At 62.8% G+C, this 24649-nt stretch carries 25 protein-coding genes; all 25 read right to left on the bottom strand.

All coding sequences use genetic code 11. The annotated features are described in order from the left end of the window. Positions 1-108 precede the first annotated feature (108 nt). Positions 109-606: a hypothetical protein gene (locus N4261_RS12435; RefSeq protein WP_261760451.1), complete on the bottom strand. Its 498-nt coding sequence runs from the start codon at positions 604-606 to the stop codon at positions 109-111. Positions 607-801: 195 nt separating this feature from the next. Further along, positions 802-1827 (bottom strand): hypothetical protein, encoded by a 1026-nt coding sequence (locus N4261_RS12430; RefSeq protein WP_261760450.1) that lies wholly within the window; start codon positions 1825-1827, stop codon positions 802-804. A 5-nt stretch (positions 1828-1832) separates the two neighbouring features. Continuing rightward, positions 1833-2294 carry a hypothetical protein gene (locus N4261_RS12425; protein WP_261760449.1) on the bottom strand — a complete coding sequence of 154 codons (462 nt, stop codon included), beginning with the start codon at positions 2292-2294 and terminating at the stop codon, positions 1833-1835. A 369-nt stretch (positions 2295-2663) separates the two neighbouring features. Next, positions 2664-3005: a hypothetical protein gene (locus N4261_RS12420; protein WP_261760448.1), complete on the bottom strand. Its 342-nt coding sequence runs from the start codon at positions 3003-3005 to the stop codon at positions 2664-2666. Positions 3006-3242: 237 nt separating this feature from the next. Continuing rightward, a complete protein-coding gene (locus N4261_RS12415) occupies positions 3243-4229 on the bottom strand; it encodes a WD40/YVTN/BNR-like repeat-containing protein (RefSeq protein ID WP_261760447.1) in 987 nt (328 codons plus the stop codon). Positions 4230-4433: 204 nt separating this feature from the next. Beyond that, positions 4434-4805, bottom strand: coding sequence for a thioredoxin domain-containing protein (locus N4261_RS12410; RefSeq protein ID WP_261760446.1), 372 nt, complete (start codon positions 4803-4805; stop codon positions 4434-4436). 65 nt (positions 4806-4870) lie between these two features. After that, on the bottom strand, positions 4871-6211 hold the full coding sequence (locus N4261_RS12405) for a hypothetical protein (RefSeq protein WP_261760445.1): 1341 nt from the start codon (positions 6209-6211) through the stop codon (positions 4871-4873). Between the two features lies 1 nt (position 6212). After that, entirely contained in the window at positions 6213-7241 is a 1029-nt protein-coding gene (locus tag N4261_RS12400) for a hypothetical protein (protein WP_261760444.1), read from the bottom strand. Positions 7242-7256: 15 nt separating this feature from the next. Continuing rightward, entirely contained in the window at positions 7257-8651 is a 1395-nt protein-coding gene (locus tag N4261_RS12395) for an HNH/endonuclease VII fold toxin-2 domain-containing protein (protein ID WP_261760443.1), read from the bottom strand. Positions 8652-8659: 8 nt separating this feature from the next. Continuing rightward, positions 8660-9049, bottom strand: coding sequence for a DUF4150 domain-containing protein (locus N4261_RS12390; protein WP_261760442.1), 390 nt, complete (start codon positions 9047-9049; stop codon positions 8660-8662). A gap of 36 nt (positions 9050-9085) precedes the next feature. Then, positions 9086-10129 (bottom strand): hypothetical protein, encoded by a 1044-nt coding sequence (locus tag N4261_RS12385; protein ID WP_261760441.1) that lies wholly within the window; start codon positions 10127-10129, stop codon positions 9086-9088. Further along, positions 10129-11211 (bottom strand): DUF2169 family type VI secretion system accessory protein, encoded by a 1083-nt coding sequence (locus N4261_RS12380; protein ID WP_261760440.1) that lies wholly within the window; start codon positions 11209-11211, stop codon positions 10129-10131. The genes N4261_RS12385 and N4261_RS12380 overlap by 1 nt, the downstream gene beginning before the upstream one ends. 13 nt (positions 11212-11224) lie before the next feature. After that, entirely contained in the window at positions 11225-11761 is a 537-nt protein-coding gene (locus N4261_RS12375) for a DUF6484 domain-containing protein (RefSeq protein WP_261760439.1), read from the bottom strand. Between the two features lie 2 nt (positions 11762-11763). After that, the gene (locus N4261_RS12370; protein ID WP_261760438.1) at positions 11764-13959 is read right to left on the bottom strand and encodes a type VI secretion system Vgr family protein; all 2196 of its coding nucleotides are present in this window, start codon (positions 13957-13959) and stop codon (positions 11764-11766) included. 264 nt (positions 13960-14223) lie between these two features. After that, positions 14224-14574, bottom strand: coding sequence for a hypothetical protein (locus tag N4261_RS12365; RefSeq protein ID WP_261760437.1), 351 nt, complete (start codon positions 14572-14574; stop codon positions 14224-14226). Between the two features lie 120 nt (positions 14575-14694). Continuing rightward, positions 14695-15264, bottom strand: coding sequence for a DUF7079 family protein (locus N4261_RS26235; protein ID WP_435532039.1), 570 nt, complete (start codon positions 15262-15264; stop codon positions 14695-14697). 14 nt (positions 15265-15278) lie between these two features. Continuing rightward, on the bottom strand, positions 15279-17930 hold the full coding sequence (gene tssH, locus N4261_RS12355; RefSeq protein WP_261760435.1) for a type VI secretion system ATPase TssH: 2652 nt from the start codon (positions 17928-17930) through the stop codon (positions 15279-15281). Beyond that, entirely contained in the window at positions 17927-19216 is a 1290-nt protein-coding gene (tssG, locus tag N4261_RS12350; protein ID WP_261760434.1) for a type VI secretion system baseplate subunit TssG, read from the bottom strand. Before tssG ends, tssH begins: the two co-directional genes overlap by 4 nt. After that, complete coding sequence (tssF, locus tag N4261_RS12345) at positions 19213-21117, bottom strand: type VI secretion system baseplate subunit TssF (RefSeq protein WP_261760433.1); 1905 nt, start codon at positions 21115-21117, stop codon at positions 19213-19215. The genes tssG and tssF overlap by 4 nt, the downstream gene beginning before the upstream one ends. A 3-nt stretch (positions 21118-21120) precedes the next feature. Further along, on the bottom strand, positions 21121-21615 hold the full coding sequence (tssE, locus tag N4261_RS12340) for a type VI secretion system baseplate subunit TssE (protein ID WP_261760431.1): 495 nt from the start codon (positions 21613-21615) through the stop codon (positions 21121-21123). A gap of 4 nt (positions 21616-21619) precedes the next feature. After that, a complete protein-coding gene (locus N4261_RS12335; RefSeq protein ID WP_261760430.1) occupies positions 21620-22135 on the bottom strand; it encodes a hypothetical protein in 516 nt (171 codons plus the stop codon). Next, positions 22120-22737, bottom strand: coding sequence for a hypothetical protein (locus tag N4261_RS12330; protein ID WP_261760429.1), 618 nt, complete (start codon positions 22735-22737; stop codon positions 22120-22122). The genes N4261_RS12335 and N4261_RS12330 overlap by 16 nt, the downstream gene beginning before the upstream one ends. Next, complete coding sequence (locus N4261_RS12325; RefSeq protein WP_261760428.1) at positions 22738-23529, bottom strand: type VI secretion system accessory protein TagJ; 792 nt, start codon at positions 23527-23529, stop codon at positions 22738-22740. A gap of 8 nt (positions 23530-23537) precedes the next feature. After that, positions 23538-24035: an Hcp family type VI secretion system effector gene (locus tag N4261_RS12320; protein ID WP_261760427.1), complete on the bottom strand. Its 498-nt coding sequence runs from the start codon at positions 24033-24035 to the stop codon at positions 23538-23540. A 109-nt stretch (positions 24036-24144) separates the two neighbouring features. Continuing rightward, positions 24145-24624 carry an Hcp family type VI secretion system effector gene (locus tag N4261_RS12315; RefSeq protein ID WP_261760426.1) on the bottom strand — a complete coding sequence of 160 codons (480 nt, stop codon included), beginning with the start codon at positions 24622-24624 and terminating at the stop codon, positions 24145-24147. Between the last annotated feature and the right edge of the window lie 25 nt (positions 24625-24649).

The raw sequence follows: 24649 nt of genomic DNA, 5'->3' as shown, positions 1-24649 counted from the left end.
AGTTATAGATCGGATGAGTTCGAGCCACTGATCAAAATCAGCAGCCGCGAGCGAGCGGCCGACAAAACTCAGCAGATCATCGGTGGATATTTGCATCGATCCATGCGATTAGGCCAGCCCTTGACTGACATGGTTGTCTTCTTTCAACCCGACTCGCGCAAACTTGAGCACCTTGCCATCGGCATCTGCGAACTTGAGTTGAATCACCATCCCGTCGATCAAATAGCTCGCAAAGAGGCCTGGGAACTTCGGGTTCGCGCTGTCCCGCCGAACCCGTGGGCTACCGAGTACCGCTTCGATGCCCTCGATGGACCGGGCCGCGCCGATGCCAAAGGGGAGCTCCCCCAGAAACACTCCCTTATGTGGGTCAAAATCGAAGTAGATTTCATGGAATACGAACTGGCCTTCACTTTTCCGTGCCATGCCCTTTGCTTCCGCAGAGTCTTCAAAAGTCAATGCCAGGCCTGGTTCTGAAGACTTAACCTTGTACGGATAGCTGTCAGACAGCTTCGGACGCATCTTGATCTCATTCTCGATCAAGAATTCATCGAACGCATCATGCACGGATGAATGGCCCAAGAAGGAAACCAGAATTTTTATATCCATCAATACCCTTTAAATCTTTAAAATTTCGATCAATCAAGCTATTTATTGATTATTTCATCGATATATTTTCCAAAATTATAATCAACAATCAGCTTGATTCAGAATTACCCAGATTAAAAAGCATCGACAGCTGGGCAGATCCAGCGACGGGTTTGTTCTAAGGAAACTACCGAGGTTGCATTCTGCCGCGAAGATCTACGTTGCCATGAACAACGAGGTACGATAGACCTGATAGTCAATTAAGCTAAACATGACATGAAGGTCATATTTACCCATGTGCCAAAGATATGCCCCAGTATCCGGCGCCTGAGTGATCTTGTCGGGCCGCCGCCCAACCCGCGCTTCCACTACAGCAGGCGTATCATGGAACTCAATTTGATGAGGCATCCGACCATCGAATCCCTCGCTCCCCATGTCCCCGCGACGGTTGAATCGAATCCCCGTCAAGACGGAAGGTGCCTGACCGCGGTCACCAACATACAAAGTCACTCCGCGCGTTGGCATGTAATGGGTAATCTCGCCTGCGTTGCTTAAGTCGAACAGATTTGGCGCCCAGCCGATGGAAGCAAGTGCGTCACCAGCAATCGGTCCGACCAGTGAGCGTCCCACCGCTTTGTGCGCCATGTCGGCAGGGCCCCGCTCATTGTCATCACGTTGGCGATCCTTACCCAGCATACGACGGTCATACATATTCTGGCGACGGATGTGCACGACGCCAAGATCGTCATCCCCTTCAAGAAAACTGGCATTGAGGATCCAATCGTCCACGGCCCAGAGCAGGCAGATCAAGTCCCGAACCTTCCGACGTGCTAGGGGATCGCCCAACAACTGTATTGCTTCGGTTGAAGATTGGCCAAAGCGCAGTTGGGCCGGCAACTCACCTTCGTACCCGCGATAGTTCTGAAAACCGGAAGCAAAGAAGGCGACCTCGCGCAAGACAAATGGACCGGGATCAAGCGGCGGGACTTCGTCAGGCTTGCCAACAAGCGACCAATAGAGGGCTTTTCTATCATAGATGAGCGCCAGACTGTGTCGCTCCACCTCGTCCACCTCGCTAGCCCGCGCATTCCGGCCCGCACGATAGGAATCGCGTTTGAAGCATTCATCTTCCTCCGCCGTGAATGGCCGATGACGAATTCTCTGCTGACTGAGCCATTCGTCCATTTCAGGCCCAGCAGGCGAGCGGCCGATGAAGGCTAAAAGCGAGTCGGTGGAGAACATGCCTCTTACAACCCGAAGCGTTGCTTCGCGTAGATGTCGATCAAAGAGACAGTCGCCGAAGTCATTTCTTGCATTGACTTGTCCTTGAAACGGCACACAACCTGTAACCCTTCGTGCACGAAAGTGGCATTGGATGCAGCGATCCTCTTCGGCTCGCCAAGCCTTGATTTAATCTGATTGGCCGTCATCGCCCAATCCAGTGCAAAGGGAAGCTCCGCCTTGCCGGGCTCTCCATAAATAGAGACCAAAATGTAACCACCCGGTGTTTTGGGTTCGGTCGCATAGAACTCCTGGAAAGCCGCATTCGAGCTGAATCCAAGAATGAAGCCCTCATCAGGACTTTTCACAAAGACTGTCGGATCATCCCCCTTGGGTCGCTCCTTCAGGCCGGCCGCCTCCAACTGTTCATCGAATCGATCGTTCACAGTGGAATGCGCAAGGAATTTGATAAAGCTCTCAATGTTCATGGCCAACCTATTCAAACTAGCTGCTTATACGAGGCAATGGCAATTCACCAAATCGTCTACACCGCTAATTCCTGCAAAGACGGTGTTTGAACGACGTCGCGATCGCGGATAGCAGGCGTTGCGGCTTCGCTGCGTGTGATCTGGATGAGCGAGACCCAATATCCTAGGCGGGATTCAGTAGTGCGCTTCTGAACCGTTACTTCAGCGCGGTCGAGACCTTGTCCTGGCGGGTCCCGAACCGATCACGTACTTCGTGTTCGTAGCAGATTCCGGCCCACTGTCCGCCTCCCTTCGTAGTGCAAACTGCCATGTGCGTCCCTGTGCCCCGGGTGAGAGCCCGTTGGCCGCGCGGGCAGCATCGGCTGCAAATTACAGCAGACGGTGCCATTCCATGCCGTCATGAATGGCAGCCCCGTTGAGCCCGGCAACCATCAGGATGCCGTCTGCCGACGACAGGTTGCCAGCGCATGCCGAGACCAACCCGGGCACGTCGGCATCGACCAGCTTGCCGTCCTTCCCCACCGTCCACAGGCCGTATTCCGACGTGCACCACAGCTGGCCCTGGTACCAGACGATGTCTTTGAAGGGGACGGTCATGTTGTCTTCGTGGATGACCTCCCAGTCGTCTCCGCGCCCACGCATCAGGCCGCCCGACTGCAAGCCGACATAGACGCTACCGTCACCCGCACAACACAGACTTTCCATCGTCATGCAGGTGGGGACTTGACACTGGCGCCAGGCCTTGCCGTAGAAGCGCCAGAGGTTGCCTTCGCCGCCGGCGGATCACTGCGCAGTCATAGAACCATCGGTTGTCGAAGATTCTTTGGTGAAAACGATTCGGGAATGTCTAATTGCTTGGTCAAAAGTAATCTCCAGAACTGTTCTGAATGCCAGTCCGAACGTCAGTGATTTCCGAAGACACGGACTATCTGAAAGGGCTTCCACAGATCATCGGCCCTTCGACGCTCGGGCGAGTTCGGAAATGCTGAACAGTCTCGACCACGATTGACCGTCGTGCACCGCGGCCCCGTAGGCGCCAGCCATCAGCATGACACCGTTGGCCACGGACAGGTTTCCCGCGCAGTTGGTGATCTCGATCGGTGCGGCGCTTGGGCGAACCTGGCCGTCCCGGATCTCCCACAAACCGTAATCGTTGGTGGCATAGACACGATCGTTGAACCAGACCATGTCACGGAATGGCAGGCTCAGATCGCCTTGATGAATCAACTCCCACTGATCGCCGCGGCCACGGAACACGGTTCCGGACTCTGCGCCGACATACACCTGGCCATCTGCGCCGCAGCACACTGACTTGATCCACTGATTGGAGGGGAAGGCAACCTGGTGCCACGCACGGCCGTCATAGCGCCAGACATCTCCCTGGCCGCCGGCGGCGTATAGGTCCGACTCGCTGAATCCATCGAAATCATGGAAGCCGACTTCGCCCTGCCCCTCTGGTGGCAACGGGCCGATTTCTTCCCAGCGGTCCGGGCCGACTCGTCGGAACAGGCTTCGGGCGCCGCCGCATCCGTAGAGACGATCATTCAACTGCTTGATGCTATTGACCGCTCCACGCAAAGGCCCGACGCCCTGCCCTCCAGGGACGTTGTTTTCCATCCCGCCACCATGCGCCCGCCTGACATACACCTGACCCAAGCCATCCATGGCCAGGCCGACGTCGCCACTGCCTTTCAGCCCGGCGCACTTGAGACGACTGAAGCCGGTGAGCCCGGCAGTCACCCAGGGCCTTTCCGAATCGATCTCCAGCTTATGCAGCCTGCTACTCAGCTCACTCTCAAAAGGGCGCGGCCGGGCATCGTCCCAATCCTGCACAGCAACGAACAAGTAGCAGCCAGGTGAGACCACGGCGCAATCGCGTATGCCGAACCCTTCAAAGCGCTTTTGATAGTCATCCAGAGAGAGGCAGGCATTCATGCGATGGCCTTCGATTCATGTCCATCAATCCGACTTCGGCAGGAGGCAGCCGAATCTGACCACCGACCTCGCAAGTCTCGACCGTCAGCAATGGTCATGTGGCGACCTGACCATGAAGACTTCTCTGCAGGGGCATCGATCGCTTTGCGGTAGCGATCGATGATTGCAATTCCGATGGCCCCACAGCACACGCCTGATGCCGACTTACCCGCCAGCAGCCCAGGACTCAGAAACAAACTCCTTCCACAGCGGCGGCAGCTCGATCCATTCGCCTTGGTGCGGGTCTAGCAGGCGTGACCCATCCAGCACTAGCGGCTGCAGCTTGACTTGCTCGGACGGGACTGCTTCCGGTGCGATTTCAATGACAACCGCCGCCTGCACGCAGGTGCCCTGGCGCCACCGCAGAAGCAACGGCAGATCCGGTGCAATGAAGCCATCCAGGAATTCGGCGTGATCCTCCAGATCCAACCAGAGAGGCAATACGTGACCAGGAAGTTGTCCCGACAATTGCTCAAAAGCCGGGCGGAGCCGCTGGCATTTGCTGCACCAAGCGGCAGCACCAATCAAAACCAGCAATTCAGCTCCGCTCTGTCGGAGCCGCTGAGCAATCGCCCTCGCATCCGCCCAAGGATCGCTTATCGTCATGCTGTCGCCGCCAGATGAAGGGCTTGCAAGGCATGCCGCTGCTTCCACAATGGAGCGCGAACATGGAAGCTATGTTCAGGCGCTCCGTGATCGAGCGCCAAGGAGGCCACATGGCGCACGGCCTGGGGGGCGTCGTTCAGCACTTCCGCCGCAAGGGCCAGCGAAACGGCTTCCCCACTCAGCAACCGGGTGTCATCGGGGATCTGGATGTCGAGGTCTGCGTGAAGTTTCCTGATAGCGTCGACGGCAGGACGAGGCAGTCCAGCATCGTATAGCGACGGCACGTTCACCCCCTCCAGCCCCACCGATTCATCCTCTTCCAGATCAGCCACAGTTAGACCATTGAGGTCCAGATCCCACCCAGTCAACGTCTGCCACACCCAAGCGGCAAAACGCTGGTGCTGAGGGTGATCCAATTGAGCGAGAACATAGTCCAGGTGAGCAGGATCCCCATGATGAAGCGCCACCCTCAGCCCCGCCCTCGGAGGTAACTGCTGAAGGAGCAAGTCGATTCCGGAATGTCCTCGCGGTGCGGCGTGCCCGATGTGAGCGAGCCAGCGGTCCAGGCGCCGCCAGCCTTGCTTTTGGTGCCAACCTGTGACCTTTTGAACCTCTGCCATTTGCTCAACGGTGCTGCGCCACAAGGCACTGAGCGCGGTATCGCTGGCTTCGCCCCTTAAGGCCAAACTGATGGCGGCCTCAGCCCGCACGCAACGATCTTCGGCTGCCAGACATTGTCGAAGCACATCTGCCACAGGTTCTTCACGATTCGCAGAACAGGCAGCCCAGCGGCAAGCAGCCGATTGCACAAACGGATCGGCATGCCTCAGCCAAGACTCCAAGGACCGGATGCCCAACGCGCGCGCCGGCAAGTCGACGAGGGCCGCTGCACGCAATGCCACTACAGTGCGAATCACGGATTCGTCCGACGATGTCCATCGCTGCATTAACGCCGTGCTGCGGTCCATCGGCAACCAAGCCAAAGCGGACACAGCGCCTCGAATCAAGCCGTCCGGATTCGCTTGAATGACTGGCCAGACCTTCTCCCAGAGTGAGGGGTGGTCCACCTGAGCCGCCAGCCAAGACACGACAAATGTCTCGCCTGTCTGTCGCCAGCGAAGGAATGCGTCCAACGCAAAATCCCACCCGTCGCGTCTAGCGTGTAGCAGGCCGTCCAAATGGGCATGCATCTGCAGGCTGAACTCGTCCAAGCGATCTGGCGTGAGCTGCGACGACTGCAGCGAACCATCGAGCTGCCTCCAGTAGAAGGCCGCATCCTGTACGTGACGACGTAGCACCTGCTCGAAGCGCGGTGCCACGATGGATTCATCGTTCATCTCAACGATAGTCGAAAGCGCTGAACAGACGGGTCCAGGTCTTGCCGTCGTAGAGGCAGGCACCGTACGGTCCAGCGGTCAGCAGGTGATTGCCGTCCGGGCTGATGTCGATACGACCCGTCACCATCGAGCTGGGAACGCCGTCTTCGACATCACCAAGCGGCACCAATTGCTTGCTTCCGTTGATGACGTACAGCCCCTCCTGCGCCCCGAACAGCATGCGGCCCTTGAACCAGAAGGCGTCAACGGGTTGCGATCCCCAGCTGAGTTCGCTCGTCGCGACCTGGGCCCACTTTTCTTCGCGACCCGCCCAGACGTTGCCGTGCAAGTCAGTGACGTACACCTTGCCGTCGCCGGCGCAGCACACTGTTTCCAACTGGGCGTTCGTAGGAAGCGGACATTGAGTCCAAGTCTTTCCATCGAATCGCCACAGGTCGCCTTCACCTCCCGCGGCGTAGAAGTCTGTCTCGCTGAAGGCGCTGAGATCTTTGAATCCAATCACTCGACTCCAAGAACCGCTGAGTTTCGATTCCATATAGTCTGCTGGCATGGGAGCGCCAACACCTTTCGAGTGAAGGTCTACCCATTTCTCTACGCCCTCACGTCGATACAACCGACGGTTGCTACCTACCGCATACAACTTTCCTGCGACTCTCACCACTCGCCGAATGGTTACCATCGTTCCAACAGGAGTCTTAAGACTAATAAGATCCTCAATTTTTCGCTCAAATTGATTGGACTTGCCACTCGCGCTGTATACATTGCTACCCGTATCTACAACAACATATTCAGTCGGGTCAACCCCACACGCAACGCTGGAGAACGAGAAATCTTCCGCTTGCGACCTGCGAATGCCAGCCTCGCCCAGCCTATCTGTCGCCAATGTTATCAGGCGCGTCTTAGGAAGTACATCTCGACTATCTTTCTCTTCAACCAGAATGAAGAAAAACCCCTGCTGACGGAATATTGCACAGTCAAATACCGTATAACCGTCGAAATACTTTTTCCAAACTGAATCTTCAATGATCATATATAACCCCAGAGATTACATCATACCGTCATCATCGGTAACTCTCGGTCCACCCCCTGGCTCTCCAGAGTGCGGGGTGACCTCAGCCTTATCCAAATCGCCGCAGCCGTGCGCCTTTTTGTAATACGCGTCCAATTGAGCCTTGATGCAGTCCGGATTACAGCCAAAAGGCGTTCCCAACAGTTTTGAGATCTCCGTAGACGCAGTTTCGTAGCTCATACTTTGGGCTGAGCGATGGTCCGCTATGAACTCGTTGGTGACCTTGTGTGCGATTCCGTGACTGCCGTTTGTAGCTCTATTTGTAGTGCCTTCCAAACAAATGGTCGGAGCATCGCCATGCTTGTATTTCTTCCAGCAATCTCGATGCCCACCCTTTTTCATACTGACTTTTCCAGTCTTGGGATGGGTTTCTGGAGCATATTTATAGAACATCGCATCCGGCAGCACATGATGCCCGGTCTGCCCCGGACAGCAGCCGTTACCCTGCGCAGTCTTATCGGTATCCTTGTACGGAATCAGCATGCACTTGCGTGCCTTGATGCAGGGGTTCGCATAGGCAATACCCGCCTGCGTGGAGGCCATCGCATCTTCAACCTTGCCCTTGGTGAAACTCATCACCTCGCTCAGTTTCTCCTGCGCCGCATTTAGCGTTTTCTCCACCGCGTCGAAGCGCTTGGCCATGTCATCCGTGGCGATGGCACCGGCCACATTGCCGATCAGCTTACCCAACCCTTCGTAGGCACTGACTCGCCCCACCACTGCCATCAGGGCCGGGAAACGGGACATCGCAGCACGCTTTGCCGCTTTTTCCGCTGCAGCGCCCATCGTCTCGTTGAGATGTTCCTTGTAATAGTCCTTGGCGAAGTTCTGCAGCTTTTCCATCGCCTCATTCTTGACCTTCTCGACGACTTCCTTCTCGTTCTTGATCGTATCGGCGATCTGGTCTTCAAACTTCTTGATATTACTCCCACCCTCACCGCCACCCGGCTTGTTCCACAAGCCCGTGCAGTGGTTCTCCATCCATTGGTTCTTGGCGTTCGGCTTGTACTTGCTGGAGATTTTCCCGACGCCATCAATGGCGCGAAGAGCGCCGCGGAACTTGCCTTGGAGCCGATTCACCAACGAGCCAGGCTTATGCTGGGCTCCGTCGGTTTTTGCCTTGGCGAAGGAGTCCTTGCCTTCTTGAACACCTTCATCCTTGTCGCACTTCTCATGGATGCGATCGCTATCGGCCTTGCAGGAAGGTGGAAGGCTCTGTTTGTCGAAATACGGGAAAGTGGCCGTATTTGTACCGGACGCCGCCTGCTTGGTGGGCTTTTTGTGCGGCTGCTGGCCGCGGTCGGAGGGATCCTCGGACCTGCGCCTCTTATTCGTGCTGCCGGTTGCGCCCTTTGGGATTGTGAGTGCCATTGCAACGATCAGCGGTGGTTGTGGGTGGTCGGGTCAAGGTGCCGACAGACGTTCAAGCCTTCGAACTTGACGTTAGGTGACCAGTCCACGAAATAGCTCTTGCCCTTGATTACTTGGGTCGCGACACCCTTCTGGAAGGCAGGCGTGGCCGGCTCGTTGCCAACGCTGTTGGCCAAGAACGAGACATCTTTAACCGCCACGGGCTTGCGCTTGATAAAGACCGTCTTCGTTCCATTGGTCAATTCCTTGGCGAAGGCTGTATTGGGATATGGAAGAACCACTGGACCGGCGGGGGGCGGGGGTGGACTCCAGCAAGGATCCGGAAACGCGGGCGCAGTAAAGCCGTCAGCCGCCTGAGAGCAGGCTTCGCGCGAGTTGATGAAGACGTTGGTGCCCATGACTGGTCAAGTAAGAGTGGCGCAATGCATGCCGATTCAGTTCGCTCGGAAGGCGACGACCGCCGCGGCGCGCAGGTCGCCATCGCAGGCGCAGTGCAACAGCCCAGTCATCGCAGGGGCATACGGTGGGCGTCCAAGCGCAGGACTTAGGGCATGAAGATAGGCAAGCATGGCCGGACCGGTCGCAGCGCCTACCTCACCGATGCAGTCGGCCAGAGTCTGCACGGGCAGCTTGTGTCCTCCCACAGGAGTGACACGTGCCAACGCGCTGGCGGCTTCCTTCGCAAACCAGGCCTCCCCGTTTTGATCGCTGAAACGGAATCCGATTTGCTCGAAGGCCAGTCCAGACCTTTCCATGGCGGCACGCAGCGCATCCGTCAGACCGACACTGCGAGTCGGTACGCTGCCATCGCTACGGCCGGGCTCTTGACCAGCCCCCCAACCGAGCACATGCAACCGGGTCTGCCCCACCGGCGCCGGCAACTGTGGACGTAATAAGAGCGTTGCGGCCGCTTCTCCGGGGATAAACCCATCCGAGTTTTCGCCCACCAGCAGCCGCTGCGCACGCAAATACTGCCCGATGTCGGCAGACTCGAGCAACGTGTCGGCGCCAAGCACCAAAGCAGCCCGTCCAGGATTGGCCGACAACCATTGCTCGGCATGGGTAAGAAGCGCAGGCAAGCCTGCCTTGCCCAACGCGAACAACTTGGAATCCGGATGGAAGCTCCCACCCATCAGAGTCTGCGCATGCTCGTAAGCGGCGCGATACCAACCCGGATTGGCACCCCGCCGCGCCGGCTCCGGCCCCAGCCAGAAAAGTGGCAAATCCGACACTTGGTGGCGCTGCTGCGCACCCTGCAGACAATCCTCAACGGAGGCATGTATCCACTGAGCAAGGCGCCGTGGCCCCCAGAGATCGTTGTCCACCTTAAGCCTTGCGACGACCACAGGCAGCCCCGTCGAATCACGGAACTCGCTGCGCTGGAAGTGATCCACTCGCGCACGCACAGCATGAGCCGCACTGGCCAACGTTGCGCCAACCGAGCAGCACAGTCCCGCCGATTCCACGACCAACGCCATCAGGCTGCCTCCCCGCAATTGATGCATCGACCTTCCATCAGGTCCAACCACCACGCCGGATTAACAGCGCCAACAGCAATGGTGTCGAACTCTTGGATGCGTCGCCGGATAGGCACACTGGCTCGCCACACCACCGAGAAGCGGTCCTCATCGGGCTCGAAAAACACCGTATCCACCACCGGCTTCGGCGACTCGACGCTGTAATCGGTACGGAGCACATGAACCTTATGAAGATCAAGTCGCGGCAGTTTGAAGCGCACCAGGGGCCTACCAGCGACCATATGCTGAAGCGTCACCTCTTCGCCGCCTGTGGGGTAGACCATCTGCTGGTCTTCGGGTGCACACTGATAAAAGCGTTCGTCGAAGTCGATCGGTGGCAGCGGGAACTGGTCACGCTTCCAGGCTGCGTCATAGGTACCTGCATAACGGCGCCGCCACTCGCTGTCGCGCGGTACCGCAGAAAACGCCGCCGGCGTTCGGGCTGACCGGGGGGATTCCACTGGCTCCCCGGGGACCTCAAGCGAAGGAAGCACCTGCCCATGGCTCAGAGCCAAGCGATCCGCCTCGAACCATCCCAGACCGGCAGGATTGGTCGGATGCGGCGCCGGAGCATACTGTTCGCTATCGATCGGACGCTGAGAACCTCCCCATGCAAAGCCGTAGTGCAATGGCACCGAGATCACCGGGCGGATCTCCGTCATCATGGCCTGGCCCATGCGAACGCGCCACTCGCGCTGGCCTTTGACAAGCAGACGTTTGTTCAATGCGCCAACTTGCCAAAACACTTCGAGCTGCGTGAACGGCTGTCCGTCCGGCGAGTACGCCTGCGCAGCAAAGAGCACGTCGCAACGCGCCTTGAACCGCGCAAAATCATCACCGTAACGCATTGCGCTATCGCCAGGTTCACCGTGGTACTGATCGACGAACGCCAACGGCTGAGGCGGCATTGGCCGAGGCCTCTGTCCCTCTTGGGGAATGCGCCATGTGGCCTTGCTGACGACGACGAGATGCTCCCGTCCCGAGCTGTCCACGCTCACTGTGGCACTGCTGGCCAAATTCTCCGATGCGGCGACGATCTGCATACAGTCAACCTGTTCAGTTCACGCTCACGGAAGCGCCCAGAATCCTCTGGGACATATCTGCTTCACTGGTGATGTTCTGCCCGCGAAGATGAATGCGTCCATCCGACGTCATCACAATCGCTGAATCCCCGCATCGCAATTCGATTTCCTCATCCGCTTGAATCACGACACGTCGCTTCCTGTCCACTGAAGCCTCGACCGGAACGCCGGACACACTTCCATTTGGACGCTGCGGCTGGGGCTGCATCACCCCCATGATGATCGGCTTATGAGGGTTCCCCTGTTCGAAAGAGACCGCCACTGCCAATCCAAATTGCGAGAGATCCACTATTGCGGCGCATCGTGCCACTCGGGCGTTCAGCCCCATCGACGTGACGCTGATCAAGGCGTCGCCATCGGGAGTCTGACCCGCGAGTTCTCCGACGACGACGCCGTTGATCAACTGAGGCTCTGTCAATGTGCGACCTTCCAACATCTGCTGCAGAAGTTCGCTACCTGGGTCGTTCTGCGGGGCCGAGGTCGGCTCTGCCTGGGAAACGCTGCGTTTCATGATCAGTTGTCGTAGATCGTCTTAGCCTTGACGGTGATGTCACCATCGGCTCGGAAGTTTTGCGCGTCGGTTGTGCCCACACTGAAGGTGTGGCCGTTGATGATGATCGTTCCATCCTCTTTCATCACCATGTTGGCTTTACCCACCGTGAAGCTGATTTCTTTGGCGGCCGTCAGTGCATAGCTTCCCGAGTTGACGCTGACCGTGTAGTCCCCCCCCAGAACCGAGACCTGCTTGAAGAGGCCCACCTGTTCGGTTTGCAGTCCTCCGACGGTGGTGTTCATGGCCGCACCAACCGTGGTCTGATAACCAAGGCCAATGGTCAGCGCCTTCGCCAACCCGATCGTCTCGGTTTTCATTAACGCGATGGTTTCGGACTTGGCTCCTCCAACCGTGACCGAACGATTAGACCCAATGCTGATCGTTTCATTGACGCCGACGTCCTCTGAACGATTCATCCCGATCGAGATTTTTTCGTCCAGGTCGACGCGTTCAGTGCGGTTCTTGTGGATCGTGATCGTCTCGTCCAGATCCACCGTTTCGGTCCGGTTCTGATGCACCGTGATCGTCTCATCCAGGTTCACCGTTTCCGTCCGGTTCCCCTTCACCAGCGTCGTCTCATGCCGGTCAATCGTCTTGGTCCGATCCCGCCCGACCCAATGCGTCTCGTCGTTCTCGACCTCGATGTCCTGATTCTTCTCCGCGTGGATCCAAAGCTGCTCATCGCCCTTCTTGTCCTCGAACCGGATCGCGTTGGCATTGCCATAACCGCCACCCTTGGTCGACCGGGTCAGGAAGCCGCTCTGAGTCGCATTGGCCGGCAGGTCCCACGGCGGCAGGTTCTCGCCGTTGTAGGTGCGTCCGATGATGATCGGTGCGTCCGGGTCCCCTTCCAGGAAGCCGACGATCACCTCCTGCCCGATGCGCGGAATGTGCACCCCGCCGAAGTTGGAGCCCGCCCACGGGTGCGCCACGCTCACCCAGCACGAGCTCTGCTCGTTGTGCTGGCCGCGACGGTCCCAGTGGAATTGCACCTTCACCCGCCCGAACTTGTCGGTGTGGATCTCCTCGCCCGCCGGACCGGTGACGATCGCCGTCTGCGGCCCCGGCACCATCGGCTTGGGCGTGCGGCGCAGCGGCCGGTACTGTTGGGCCGCCGGAATGCAGTTGAAGCTGCAGCTCAGATCGGTCGATCCCGAACCCGCCTCGCTCACCGCCTGGCGCAGATGCAGCGTGGTGCCCGTGACCAGGTATTGCGCATTCTGGTCGTCGCTCGGGTGCCGGCTCAGCGACAGCAGGTGACCGGTGTGGACGCCCTGCGCATTGGTCGCGCCGTCATACAGGTCGTAGGCGCTTTGCAGCTCGTCGAGCCGGTCCTCCACATACTGCGCGCCATCGCCGTTCTGGATGTAGCCACCCGGGTAGTCGAAGATCTCGCCGTCCGACAGGTCGTAGTCCCGCTTGCGGGTCTGGCTGGTCTGCAGCGAGCTGGACGGGCGCTGGAAGTCGTAGTCGGTGATGACCACCTTGCCCGGCTGCACGCATTGCACGTTGGACCATTGCGCCACATGCTCCAGTTGCGGCGGCACCTGGCCGTCGCCACCGTAGAACGGCAGCGTGGCGCAACTGGGGATCGCATCGTGCGCGCTGGCGGAATCGCACAGCACCAGCTTGTGACCGGCCTCGTCGTGCTCGATGTACCAGTAGATGCCCTCATGCTCCAGCAGGCGGGCAATGAAGTTGAAATCCGTCTCCCGGTACTGCACGCAGTAGTTCCAGGTGCGGTAGGGACGCAACAGCTTGAGCTCGAAGCGCGCCACCGGATGGTCGTCGAACACCATCTTGACGATGTCGGGCACCGTCATTTCCTGGAAGATCCGGCAGTCCGCGGTGCGCGTCAGCAGGTAGGGCCAGGGCTTGAGCGTCATCTGGTAGACGCTGTGCTTGCCCTCGAAGCCGCTGCGCGCAAATCGCGTCACATAGCCGCTCACATGCCGGGGCACATCGTCACGCAGCGCCACCGTCAGCGAGGCGGGCTTGCCTAGCAGCTCGGTGGCCTGAATGTCCTTGCGTTCACTCAGCACGGTGAGCGTCGTCTCGCCGAGGTCGCTCAGCGCTTCGCGCGACACACAGGTGTGCACACGCAGCGTGTCTTCGGGCAAGGAGGTCTTGAGGCGGAAAGGTGTCGGTGCGGGCATGGGCAAGGCCTGATCGTCCAGCCCTCAGACTAGGGGCAAGCCCTGTCACCGGGAATTGTCGAAAGTCACTTCGGCCGTCCGGGACCCGATCGACCCCCGCCATTTCAGGGGGGCCTTGCAAATCGTTACAGCCATGAAACCTCAGAGCAGCCCCAGCGCGCCACCCCGGCGACCTGTGACACCCACCGTCAGCGCCCTCGCCCACCCCGGATCGCGTCTGCAACCGCCCGCTGAAGAGCAGGCTGAAACGGCCGCCCCGCGGCGTCAGGTCATCAGCAGGAACTCCTGCCCGTCCCGGGTCTCGGCCACGTCCTCGCGCCATTGACGCGGGTCATTCACCTCGTGCCACACCACGCCCTCAGGCCAGCGCCGGCCCTGTCCGTGGAAACGATCACGCAGCGTCCCCACGATGCTTCGGGGGCTGGGCCAGGAGGATTCTCCGATTTCCACCAACAGGTTTCCCTGATCGAGCTCCTCGAGCAGGACTTGGCGGAGACCGTCAGGCAGCCGATACACCAGCCAGATCCAGTCCCTCGCCCCCATCGGATCTTGGCGACGGGCACGGATCTCCACCGCGAACGAACCGGCCAAGGTCGCCGCGTCCGCTTCGGACATCGACTGCCAGTTCAATGAGCACCGGAACCGAAGCTCGCCCGCCGACGGAAACCGGCTCCAGCTCGCATGCGGCGCGGTGGAAGGGCCGAGGGCACCCCGGCGTCCGCGAACCGACATGGTTCAGATCCTCAACCGATCCCGCACCCGCAACCAATCCTTGCGGGTGGATCTGGTCCACCAGCGGATCCGCAGCTTGCGCGCGGTCGGATGCATCGGTCGTGACTGCAGCCGGTCCAGTCGCCCCTGGATGCTGGTGATCAGCCACTCGTCGTCAAAGGCGGCCCAGGCACCGCCGGGCAGCACGGTGAGATTGCGCCAGCAGACCGGAGCCACCTCTTCCTCGTAGACACGCTGCAGCTCGGCGGCGCCGAAGCCGGTCAGCCGGAGTTCACGGGCGATGGCGGTGATGTCGTCATCGTCCAGCTCGGTGTCCAGGAACAAGGTGGAAAGGGCTCGCCAGGCACGCGCCCGCTGGGCTGGCGTTTCCCGCAGGGGCGGCTGCGCAGCGGCTGACGTCGGCGCACCGCCGCGCCCGGCTTCACGGCCGCCAGCCTGCCCACGACGAAGCGCCCGCGCGAAGCGGGCTCTGAAATCGGACCACACGATCTTCTTGTTTCCGTCTTCCCAACGCGAACGACCGCAACATGCGGCGTGGTCCGCGAGACGACGCCCTGCGTCGCCCCCCACCATCATCGCTCCAACCTTCAGTCGAACACGTACTCGAAATCCCCATCCTTGACCGCCAGCGCCACACGCTCAATCGAATGGCCCTCGGTCAGACGCGTCAGGTATTCGCGGCTGATGCGCGGCAGCACGGTATTGGTGAGGATGGCGTCGATGACCCGGCCGCCGCTCTCCACTTCGTTGCAGCGGCTGATGACCAGCTTGACCACGTCGTCGTCGAAACTGAACGGCACGCCCAGGTTCTCGCTGACGCGCCGCTGGATGCGGCCCAGCTGCAGGCGGACGATCTGGCCCAGCATCTCCTCGTTGAGCGGATAGTAGGGAATCGTCACCAGACGACCCAGCAGCGCCGCCGGGAAGATCTTCAGCAGCGGCTCGCGCAGCGCCTTGGCAATGCCTTCGGGCTCGGGCATCAGCTCGGGGTCGGCGCACAGCTTCATGATCAGGTCGCTGCCCGCATTGCTGGTCAGCAAGATGATGGTGTTCTTGAAGTCGATGTAGCGGCCCTCGCCATCCTCCATCCAGCCCTTGTCGAAGACCTGGAAGAACAGCTCGTGCACATCCGGGTGGGCCTTTTCCACTTCGTCCAGCAGCACCACGCTGTAGGGCCGGCGACGCACCGCCTCGGTCAGCACGCCGCCCTCGCCGTAGCCCACGTAACCGGGGGGCGAGCCCTTGAGCGTGGAGACGGTGTGCGCCTCCTGGAACTCACTCATGTTGATGGTGATGACGTTCTGCTCGCCGCCGTACAGCGCCTCGGCCAGGGCCAGCGCCGTCTCGGTCTTGCCGACACCGGAGGTGCCCGCCAGCATGAACACGCCGATCGGCTTGTTGGGGTTGTCCAGCCGGGCGCGCGACACCTCGATCCGGCGCGCGATCATGTCCAGCGCATGCCGCTGACCGACCACGCGCTGATTCAGCGTCTCCGCCAGTTGCAGCACCGCCTGCAGTTCATTGCGGACCATGCGACCGACCGGAATCCCGGTCCAGTCCTGAACCACGGCCGCCACCGCCTGCTCGTCCACCGTCGGCAAAATCAGCGGCGCATCGCCCTGCAGCTCGGCGAGTTGGCGACGCAGGTCCTGCAGCTCGGCCAGCAGGGTCACACGCTCGTCATCCGAAGGCGCGCCCTCACCCGACTTGCGCAGCAGCGCATGCAGCGCCAGCACGCGGTCGACCAGCGCCTTCTCCTTCGCATGCCGCTCCTCGAGCTGGGCGCGACGGGTCTGGGCCTCATCCAGCTCGGTGGCGACGCGGCGCTGCCGATCGCCCACATCGAGGCCGATGGCGGCTTCGCGGCCGATGATCTCGCGCTCGACGTCCAGTGCCTGGATGCGGCGCAGGCAGTCCTCGAGCTCGGCCGGCGTCGCATGCTGGCTCACCGCGACCCGGGCGCAGGCAGTGTCCAGCAGGCTCACCGCCTTGTCGGGCAACTGGCGGGCCGGGATGTAGCGATGCGACAGCCGCACTGCGGCCTCGATGCCCTCGTCCAGCAGCGCCACCCGGTGGTGCTTCTCCAGGATCGACGCGACACCGCGCAGCATCAGCACCGCCTTGGCCTCATCGGGTTCGGGCACCTGCACCACCTGGAAGCGACGGGTGAGCGCCGGATCCTTCTCGATGTGCTTCTTGTATTCGGCCCAGGTCGTCGCGGCAATGGTGCGCAGCTTGCCGCGCGCCAGGGCCGGCTTGAGCAGATTGGCCGCATCGCCGGTGCCGGCCGCGCCACCGGCGCCGATCAGGGTGTGGGCTTCGTCGATGAAGAGGATGATGGGTTTCGGGGAGGCCTGCACCTCGTCGATCACGCCGCGCAGGCGGTTCTCGAACTCGCCCTTCATGCTGGCGCCGGCCTGCAGCAGGCCGATGTCCAGCATGTAGAGCGACACATCCTTGAGCTGCGGCGGCACATCGCCCTGCGCCAGGCGCAAGGCAAAGCCCTCCACCACCGCAGTCTTGCCGACGCCGGCCTCGCCGGTGAGGATCGGGTTGTTCTGGCGACGGCGCATCAGGATGTCGACGATCTGGCGGATCTCCTCATCCCGGCCGGCCACCGGATCGATCTCGCCGTTGCGAGCGCGCTCGGTCAGGTCCACCGCAAAGCGCTTGAGCGCCTCCTGCTTGCCCATGGCCGCAGGCGCGATCGCGCCGCTGGCATCGCCGGGCGCGGCGCCGGGCTCGGCGGCCCGCATCGCCGCCTCCGGCGAGCCTTCGAGCAGGCGCAGGAAGTTCTCGCTCAGGTCGTCGACATTCACCCGTTCGAACTGCTTGGAGATGCCCAGCAGCGCATTGCGCATCGAGGCCGTCTTCAGCAGGCCGACGATCAGGTGACCGGTGCGCACTTGCGTGTCGCCGAACATCAGCGAGCCGTAGACCCAGCCGCGCTCCACCGCGTTCTCCACCCAGCTCGACAGGTCGGTGACCGAGCTCGCGCCGCGCGGCAGCCGGTCCAGCGAGGCCATCAGGTCGGCCGACAGCTGGGCCGCATCCAGGCCGTACTGCTTGACGATGCGGTGCACGTCCGAGTCCGGCGTGTTGAGGATCTGATAGAGCCAGTGCTGCAGCTCCACATACGGATTGCCGCGCAGCTTGCAGAAGACGGTGGCGCCTTCGATGGCCTTGTAGGCCAGCGGATTGAGTTTGCCGAACAGGCTGGTGCGCGAGATTTCGCTCATGGTCTTGCTCCCTGTGAGGGGCGTGGCTGCGCGCCGCCGGCACCGCCTGCCTGGGGAGCGGCGGCGGGCGTCGTCCTGGGCAGATGGTCCGGCCGCAGGCGCAGGTCGCCCCGGTCGTATCGTTGCGGGCCGTGTCCGGTGCGACCGGCCCAAGAGGTGTAGCCCAGTCGCACATGGCGACCCAGGGCGGCGGCCGGCACGGCCTCGCGCCGCAGCAGCGGGCGGATCTCCCACCACAGGCCGTGGCCCACGTACTGGCGGATCCAGTCGTTGAGCGGCCGCCAGGCGGAGCCATCCGGCAGGAATTGCTCGTACTTCTCGCGCGACAGCGGCCCCAGCACGACGCGGAACCGGAACTGCCGGTCCCAGGCCTTGTTGCCGATGCTGGTGTTGCGGCCCAAGGCCGCCGGCGTGGCGCCGATGCGCTCGCGCCGGTTGCGCGCATGGCCGAGCCGGGTGCGCTCGCTGTCTTCCACCGGCAACCAGTGCGGCACATGCTGCTCGATGCGCACCGGCACACCGAAGTGCTGGGACAGGATCTTGGCCAGGCCTTCCGGGTGGCGAGCCTGCCCGCCCATCAGGCCGGCATTGAACAGCCGCGCCGTCTGCGGCAGCGAGTCCTGCGGACGAAGCCGCCCATCCAGGCCGACCGCCGCGCCCAGCCAGGCCGCATAACGGTCGCTCTCCGGCCGGTCATGCTGCACCGCGGGCTGGGACTGCGCCCAGGCGCGATAGAAGAACAGCAGCAGCCGGTGATGGAAGACGTCAAGGAATCGGGTCAGCGTCGGATCGCCGCGCTGATGCAATCGCTCCCGCGCATATTCGGTCAGATGCAGCGGCATCGGCCCCTGCGGCCCCAGCAGCCCGAAGAAACGCACGCCCAGACGGGGCGCCGGTCCCTTGCCGGTGGTGAGACTGGCCAGCGCGGCCGGCGCGAAGTCCAGCTCAGGCTCCTCGCCCAAGCGGATGGCCTCCTGCGACGGCCGGGCGCCGCGGCCCAGGCGCGGTGCGTCCGGGGTCAAGCCCTCCACGCGGCGCAGCAACGCAAAGAAGTCATGCGCCCAGGGCGCGGCCTCCACCCGGGCGAACAGGTCCTGCAGCGCAGCCGCCTGCGCCGCCTTGGTGCCGGCCATCGACGCAGCCACAAAAGCGGCGGTAGAGGCAGACGCAGCCGCCGCGCCCACGGCTCCACCGGGCGCCTTGCCTGCGCCGCCGGGCGCCACGGCCGTTGCCGCTGCGGACGGCGGCATCGGCCCCGGTCCGGAAGCGGCCCCGCTCGCGCTCACGGCTGGCGCTCCGTGGTCACATCGTCCTGCCCCCCGACGCGCGGCGGCCACCGCTTGATCGGCCCGCGCTGGGTGGTGCGCAGGCTCAGCTGGGTGAAGGTGTTGATCGCCGCATGCCGAGCGAAGTAGCGCTCCAGCACGCTGGCGAACAGGAAGGCGCTGTGCCCCTGGAAGGCCAGTTCGTCCAGTTCCAGATCGATCTCCGAGCCGGTGCCGAAGGTCAGCGGTCCACCAAACGGCAGACGACGCACGACCGATTTCGCCACCACGGTGCGCACCCCGTCGACCTGCCGCTGCCAGGCCGCATCACCCGGCGGCCCATAGAGCAGCAGCAGGCGGCGCAGCGTGGCTGCGGCCTGCGCGGGGGCTTCATCGGCCCAGGGCAACTGGTTGAGGGTCAGCAGGCCGACCAGGCTCCAGCCCGGATCACCCGCCGGCTGGCGACTGACCGGACGCGTCGGGCCATGCATCGAATCGACCCGCAGCACCGGGCCCGCCGCATCCAGTCGCCAGGCCCCGGCGCCGCCGCTGCCGTTGTGGGGCAGCAGCATCGGCAGGTCGCGGTTGGTGACCAACGCCGACACCGACAGCTGCCGGATGTCTTCGCGATACGGCGCCTGTCGCGGATCAACCAACGAGAGGAACACCTCGTCGCCGATATAGGCGGTGCGCGGACCCTGGTCCTTCTGGCGCGAGGACATCAGCCGCGGTTCGCGCCGCGCGGTGTAGAAGCCGGGCGTGTCGGACGGGGCCTCGTGATAGGTGGCATAGAGCGGCCAGAAGCTCTGTTGTCCGATCTGGCCGGCCCCGTAGCCGATCACCGACTGCAGGCTGTGGACTTCGAAGTCCATCGGCCGGGTGCGGTCCGGCACCACGTGATATTCCCAGCTGCCCGGGCCGAGCTGGATGCGATCCAGCCGCTTCGGGAACAGGTTGATGGCCGGGGTGCAGTGCAGCGCCAGGCTGTTCACATCGACCAGGGCTTCCAGCGCCGCATCGCCGCGGTCGAAGAACAGCACCAGGTCGACCTCCTGGGCATCGATGCGGGCGAGCCGGTCGGCCAGGTCGGTGATCTCGAAGAACAGGAAGCGGCGCGGCATGGCGGCGGCTTCCTGCAGCAGCCGGCATCCGGAGAACGACCGGTGGGCTTCGGGCAGCAGCGCCTCGTCCGAGCCGAAACCGACCGGCTGCACGCTGGTCGCGGCACGCCACTGGGCCGACACGGTGGTGGCATCGATGCCCTCCCCGTACACCAGGCTGCCCATGGCGTGGCCCAGCACCAGCTCGTGCAGGCGGAAGGCGACATCGTCCGGCGCGCTGAGGTAGAGCGGCAACCGATCCAGCCGCAGCTGACGGAAGGTCAGACCGCCGCCAGTGCGCAGCCGCAGCCGCAGGCCGCCACGCTGGCCGGCGGCCTCGTACAGCCGAGCCATCGGCAGATCGGGCGCATGGGTGAAGTACTGGGCGCTGACCAGCTCGATCGGCCAGAGCGTGACCGCATGGGCGGTGCGGAATTCGCAGCGGGTGTCCTGGCCGCGCGCCAGACCGGACTGCAGCACGCTGTCGCGCGGCACCGGATAGCCCTTGGAGAGATTCGGATCGGTGGTGTCCACCGCAAAGCGGGCCACCATCATCGACGGCACCGGCGCGAGGAAATTCGGATAGATCGATTCGAGCAGGTGCGAGATCAGCCGCGGATGCTCGGCATCCAGCTTCAGTTGGACGCGGGCGGCGAGGAAGGCGAAGCCCTCCATCAGGCGCTCGACATACGGGTCCGCGACCTCGTTGTCTTCCATGCCCAACCGGGCAGCGATCTTGGGGAATTCGCGCGCGAACTCGGCCCCCACCTCGCGCAGGTGGGTCAGTTCATCGCTGTAGAGACGCAGCAGGCGCGGGTCCATGGCTCAGGCCTCCCGCACCTCGACCTGGCCGGCTTCGAGATCCATCTGCGTGCGCAGCAGGATCTCCAGCGGCACCGGCTGGGCCCAGAGGTGACCGCGGATATCGAACTCGATCACGTTGTGGGTGTCCAGCACGCTGCTGGCTTCCAGCGCGCGCACCTCCAGCGACTCCGGCAGGATGCGCGGCTCGAAGCGCAGGATGGCCTGGCGAATCGTCTTCTCCAGCAGGCTGACGTCCACCTTCGATGCCAATTGCCCCGACAGCGCCGGCAGGCCGAAGTTCAGCACACTGTCACCCACCTGCGGATGCTGCTCCATCAGGCGGCCGAGCGGCTGCACCGCATTGAACAGCCAGCCCAGGTCGCGCAGCACCGCCTGGCGCAGCTGCGACTTGGTCATCATCCGACGCTCTTCCGCCTCTTCGCGGCGGTAGGGGTCGTCATCGGTCAGCCGGTCCAGCAGGGCCGGTTGCAGGCGATCGCGGGTGATCGTGTTCACGCGATCACTGGCCTGCGGCGGTGTCCAGGCGCCAGAACTTCACTTCGGCGAACTTGGCGTCGTTGGCCCAGGAATCCCACACGGTCTTGTCGCCGTTGCTCTTGGCGCCGGCCCAGCCGCCCAGCGAGGTGGACATGGCCCGTGCGTACATGCCGCGCGAACGCATGGTCTGCGAGCGACCACCCGAGGTGTAGGCATAACCGCCCGCTGGCTTGGGCTGACCCGGATAGACCACGATCACATGGCCGTTCGGATTGGTCTTCAGCCCGCCGACGATCAGCTCGCCGCGGCTGGCGCGCTCGGCCAGCTCGGCCACCGGCACCGACTTCCAGCGACGGTCCTGGTCCAGCGCATTGACCAGGTCATTGGCCGTGCGATAGGGCTGATCCGGCACGAAGGCCTTGATCACATGCCAGGCGGCGTGGCTGCACGACGCCGGGTACTTGGAGACCGCTTCGGCGGCCGCCGTCTTGAGCTTGTCGACGGCGTCTTGTTGGGGAGCGCTCAGGGCGTCGGACATGTGGGATCCTCGTCGGTCTTGGGCCCGGAGGCCTGGTAGAGATGTTGTTGGGCGTCCCAGCGCAGCACCGGCAGCGCGTAATCGCCGCCGACGGCCGGGTTGGAGACCTGGACGCGGATTTCCTGCGGCACACCGGCCTTCCACAGGCCGTGCCGCAATTGGAGTTCGCGCGGCTGGTCGTACGGATAGAGCTCCCGCAAGCCGCCCAGGCAGCGGAAATCGCGGTCGACCAGCATCGGCTTGGGGAAGTTCTCCCACGGGGCGTTGTCGGGCTTGCCGCGATAGAAGTCTTCAACAAAGACCGAAATCAGCGACACCTGCGCCGGGCCGCCGGCCGGGGTCAGGTCGCAACGGCGTGCCGCGCCCAGGTACGGGCCCCACGCATCCGGCATGTGCTTGCCTTCTTCAGCGCTCAGCGGCTTGCAGCTGGTCGGTGTCAGGGTGCGCCAGGCCGAGGCCTTGGTGCCGGCCTTGGCAGAAGCCTTCGCCGGCGCGGCATCGGCCATCGCGGCGCTCGGCGCCAGTCCGGCCGCCAACGCCACGGCGCTCACCAGGGAAGCAACGGCCAGGGCGGCCACGGGACGGGGAGACGGAGCGCGCATTCAATTCCTCAATTCGATGAGACGGACATCCAGCAATCCTGCCTCACCGTGGTCGGTCATCAGCACGCGCTGGCCGACGCCGGCGAAATGGTCATCGGTGATGGGTTGCCACTCGGTCAGCCGCGCCATCCAGGCGCGCTCATCGCCGAGTGCGGCGCTGCGCGGATAACGCGTCGGAATCAAGGCGACCGAGGCTCCACCGTTGGGGAATTCAAGGTGTGCCGGGATCCAGACCAGGTCGCGCAGATCCTCCGGCGGCTCGATCTGGATCTTTGCGAGCGCCGCATACGGCACCCAGCAATAGCGTCCGTTGATGACCGCCTCCAGCAAGGGGCCGAGGCGGGAATCGCCGTCGCACAGCCATTCGAAGGGCTGTCCGTCCAGCGTGCCCGGCGTGGCGGGCGCCTGCGCCAGGGCCTGCGCGCGCAGCGTGGCCGCGGCGGCGGTGTCGCCGTCGGCATCCATCTTCAGCGACTGGATCAGCGAGACCACCCATTCGGCGGGCTCGCCCATCACCATCGGCGTGGTCTTGCCCTCGAACACCGCCTCGCGGACCAGCTCGCACTTGAGCGCCTCGCGGTAGGTGTTGACCATGGCCAGGGTGCTGTCGTCCAGCTCACCGCAGACTTCCAGCTGCGCTGCGGCGCGCGGCCATTGGCCGGACACGGCCAGCAGCTGGAACAGCAGCACGCGCAGCTTGGCGTCCTGCGGACGCTGGCGCACCAGCTGCTGCAGCTCGGCCAGCGCGGCCGTGGGCTGCCCGGCAGCGATCAGTTGCTCGACGGCGCTCATCGCAGTCCTCAGGTCAGGTCGTCGTTGAAGCTGTGGGTGCCGCCGACCTGGCCGGTCATGCCCTGCACACGGTATTCGATGGCGACCTTCTGGAAGCTCAAGGTGATGCGTTCGACGGGTGAGCCGTCGTCCGCGGATTCGATGTCATAAGCGGCCACACGGGCCTTTTCCAGCGTCAGGGTGAAGTAGTCCTGCTGCTCGCCGCCGGCCTTGCGCAGGCACAGCTTGGCGCTGCGGACTTCGTCATTGCTGGCCACGGCGCTCATCAGCGCGGTGCTGGCACTGTCCAGCCCCTTGGTAATGACCAACTGGCGATAGCTGCGACGTCCGGTGCCTTGACCGACGACCGCATCGCCCGCCGCACCCACGCCCCAGCTGAAGCCGTGCACGACGATGTCGTTGGCATGGCCGGTGGAGGTGGACTCGCCCTTGACCTTGCCGGCCCGCTTGAGGGTGAGGTCCAGGTACATGTCGGCGCTGGCGGCGCCGCCGGTATTCATCAGCATGTCTTGCTCCGGCACGGCGACGCGAGGCCGCCATGCGCGAGGGCGGCCCGCCCGGTGGGGCGGGCCGCATGGGGTGTCGTCCAGGGCCGCTCACGCGGCCCCGCCGTCATCAACGGGTTTCGGTGGTGGCGACGTTCCAGCCGAACTTCACCGCACCGCCCAGGCCGCCCTTGGGGTCCTGGGCCTTGTATTCGAACTCGATGTCGGCGTAGCTCAGCGAGACGCTTTCCGAGATGTCGCCGCCGCTGCTGGCGGACGGGGACACCGAGGTCACCAGCACTTGCTTGAGCGTGACCTTCAGGAAGTCCTGCTGGCCTTCACCGGCCTTGCGGCAGGTGATGACGGCGGTGTCGAAGTGCTTGCCGTTGGCGCAGAACTTCGCCAGGACCGGGGAGGCCTTGTCGTAGTAGTGCGCGAACACCAGTTGGCCGGGAATGCCCTTGCCCTTGCCCGAGCCGGAGCCCGAGGCAGCCGTGCTTTCCTGGCGCACGTCCCAGGACCAGGCGAGCAGATCGATCTCGCCCTTGTGGTCCTTGTGGGTGGATTCGCCTTCAACACCGGCGAGCTTCAGATTGGCGTCGATCGTCATGGTCGGTCTCTCCTTGATGGACTCG

Origin of the sequence: Roseateles amylovorans, assembly GCF_025398155.2 — a bacterium.
Lineage (GTDB): Bacteria > Pseudomonadota > Gammaproteobacteria > Burkholderiales > Burkholderiaceae_C > Roseateles > Roseateles amylovorans.
Note: the sequence above shows the minus strand (reverse complement) of the source record. Positions and strands in the feature narration are given on the sequence as shown.

Coding starts and splice junctions, on each gene's coding strand:
- N4261_RS12370 (WP_261760438.1), bottom strand. CDS start 13,959: ATGCCCGCACCGACACCTTTCCGCCTCAAGACCTCCTTGCCCGAAGAC.
- N4261_RS12330 (WP_261760429.1), bottom strand. CDS start 22,737: ATGCGCGCTCCGTCTCCCCGTCCCGTGGCCGCCCTGGCCGTTGCTTCC.
- N4261_RS12415 (WP_261760447.1), bottom strand. CDS start 4,229: ATGAATGCCTGCCTCTCTCTGGATGACTATCAAAAGCGCTTTGAAGGG.
- N4261_RS12365 (WP_261760437.1), bottom strand. CDS start 14,574: ATGTCCGAAGCGGACGCGGCGACCTTGGCCGGTTCGTTCGCGGTGGAG.
- N4261_RS12390 (WP_261760442.1), bottom strand. CDS start 9,049: ATGGGCACCAACGTCTTCATCAACTCGCGCGAAGCCTGCTCTCAGGCG.
- N4261_RS12380 (WP_261760440.1), bottom strand. CDS start 11,211: ATGCAGATCGTCGCCGCATCGGAGAATTTGGCCAGCAGTGCCACAGTG.
- tssF (WP_261760433.1), bottom strand. CDS start 21,117: ATGGACCCGCGCCTGCTGCGTCTCTACAGCGATGAACTGACCCACCTG.
- N4261_RS12320 (WP_261760427.1), bottom strand. CDS start 24,035: ATGCTGATGAATACCGGCGGCGCCGCCAGCGCCGACATGTACCTGGAC.
- tssH (WP_261760435.1), bottom strand. CDS start 17,930: ATGAGCGAAATCTCGCGCACCAGCCTGTTCGGCAAACTCAATCCGCTG.
- N4261_RS12400 (WP_261760444.1), bottom strand. CDS start 7,241: ATGATCATTGAAGATTCAGTTTGGAAAAAGTATTTCGACGGTTATACG.
- N4261_RS12335 (WP_261760430.1), bottom strand. CDS start 22,135: ATGTCCGACGCCCTGAGCGCTCCCCAACAAGACGCCGTCGACAAGCTC.
- N4261_RS12420 (WP_261760448.1), bottom strand. CDS start 3,005: ATGACGATGGAAAGTCTGTGTTGTGCGGGTGACGGTAGCGTCTATGTC.
- N4261_RS26235 (WP_435532039.1), bottom strand. CDS start 15,264: ATGGTGGGGGGCGACGCAGGGCGTCGTCTCGCGGACCACGCCGCATGT.
- N4261_RS12385 (WP_261760441.1), bottom strand. CDS start 10,129: ATGGCGTTGGTCGTGGAATCGGCGGGACTGTGCTGCTCGGTTGGCGCA.
- N4261_RS12395 (WP_261760443.1), bottom strand. CDS start 8,651: ATGGCACTCACAATCCCAAAGGGCGCAACCGGCAGCACGAATAAGAGG.
- N4261_RS12315 (WP_261760426.1), bottom strand. CDS start 24,624: ATGACGATCGACGCCAATCTGAAGCTCGCCGGTGTTGAAGGCGAATCC.
- N4261_RS12405 (WP_261760445.1), bottom strand. CDS start 6,211: ATGAACGATGAATCCATCGTGGCACCGCGCTTCGAGCAGGTGCTACGT.
- N4261_RS12425 (WP_261760449.1), bottom strand. CDS start 2,294: ATGAACATTGAGAGCTTTATCAAATTCCTTGCGCATTCCACTGTGAAC.
- N4261_RS12325 (WP_261760428.1), bottom strand. CDS start 23,529: ATGAGCGCCGTCGAGCAACTGATCGCTGCCGGGCAGCCCACGGCCGCG.
- N4261_RS12430 (WP_261760450.1), bottom strand. CDS start 1,827: ATGTTCTCCACCGACTCGCTTTTAGCCTTCATCGGCCGCTCGCCTGCT.
- N4261_RS12375 (WP_261760439.1), bottom strand. CDS start 11,761: ATGAAACGCAGCGTTTCCCAGGCAGAGCCGACCTCGGCCCCGCAGAAC.
- N4261_RS12435 (WP_261760451.1), bottom strand. CDS start 606: ATGGATATAAAAATTCTGGTTTCCTTCTTGGGCCATTCATCCGTGCAT.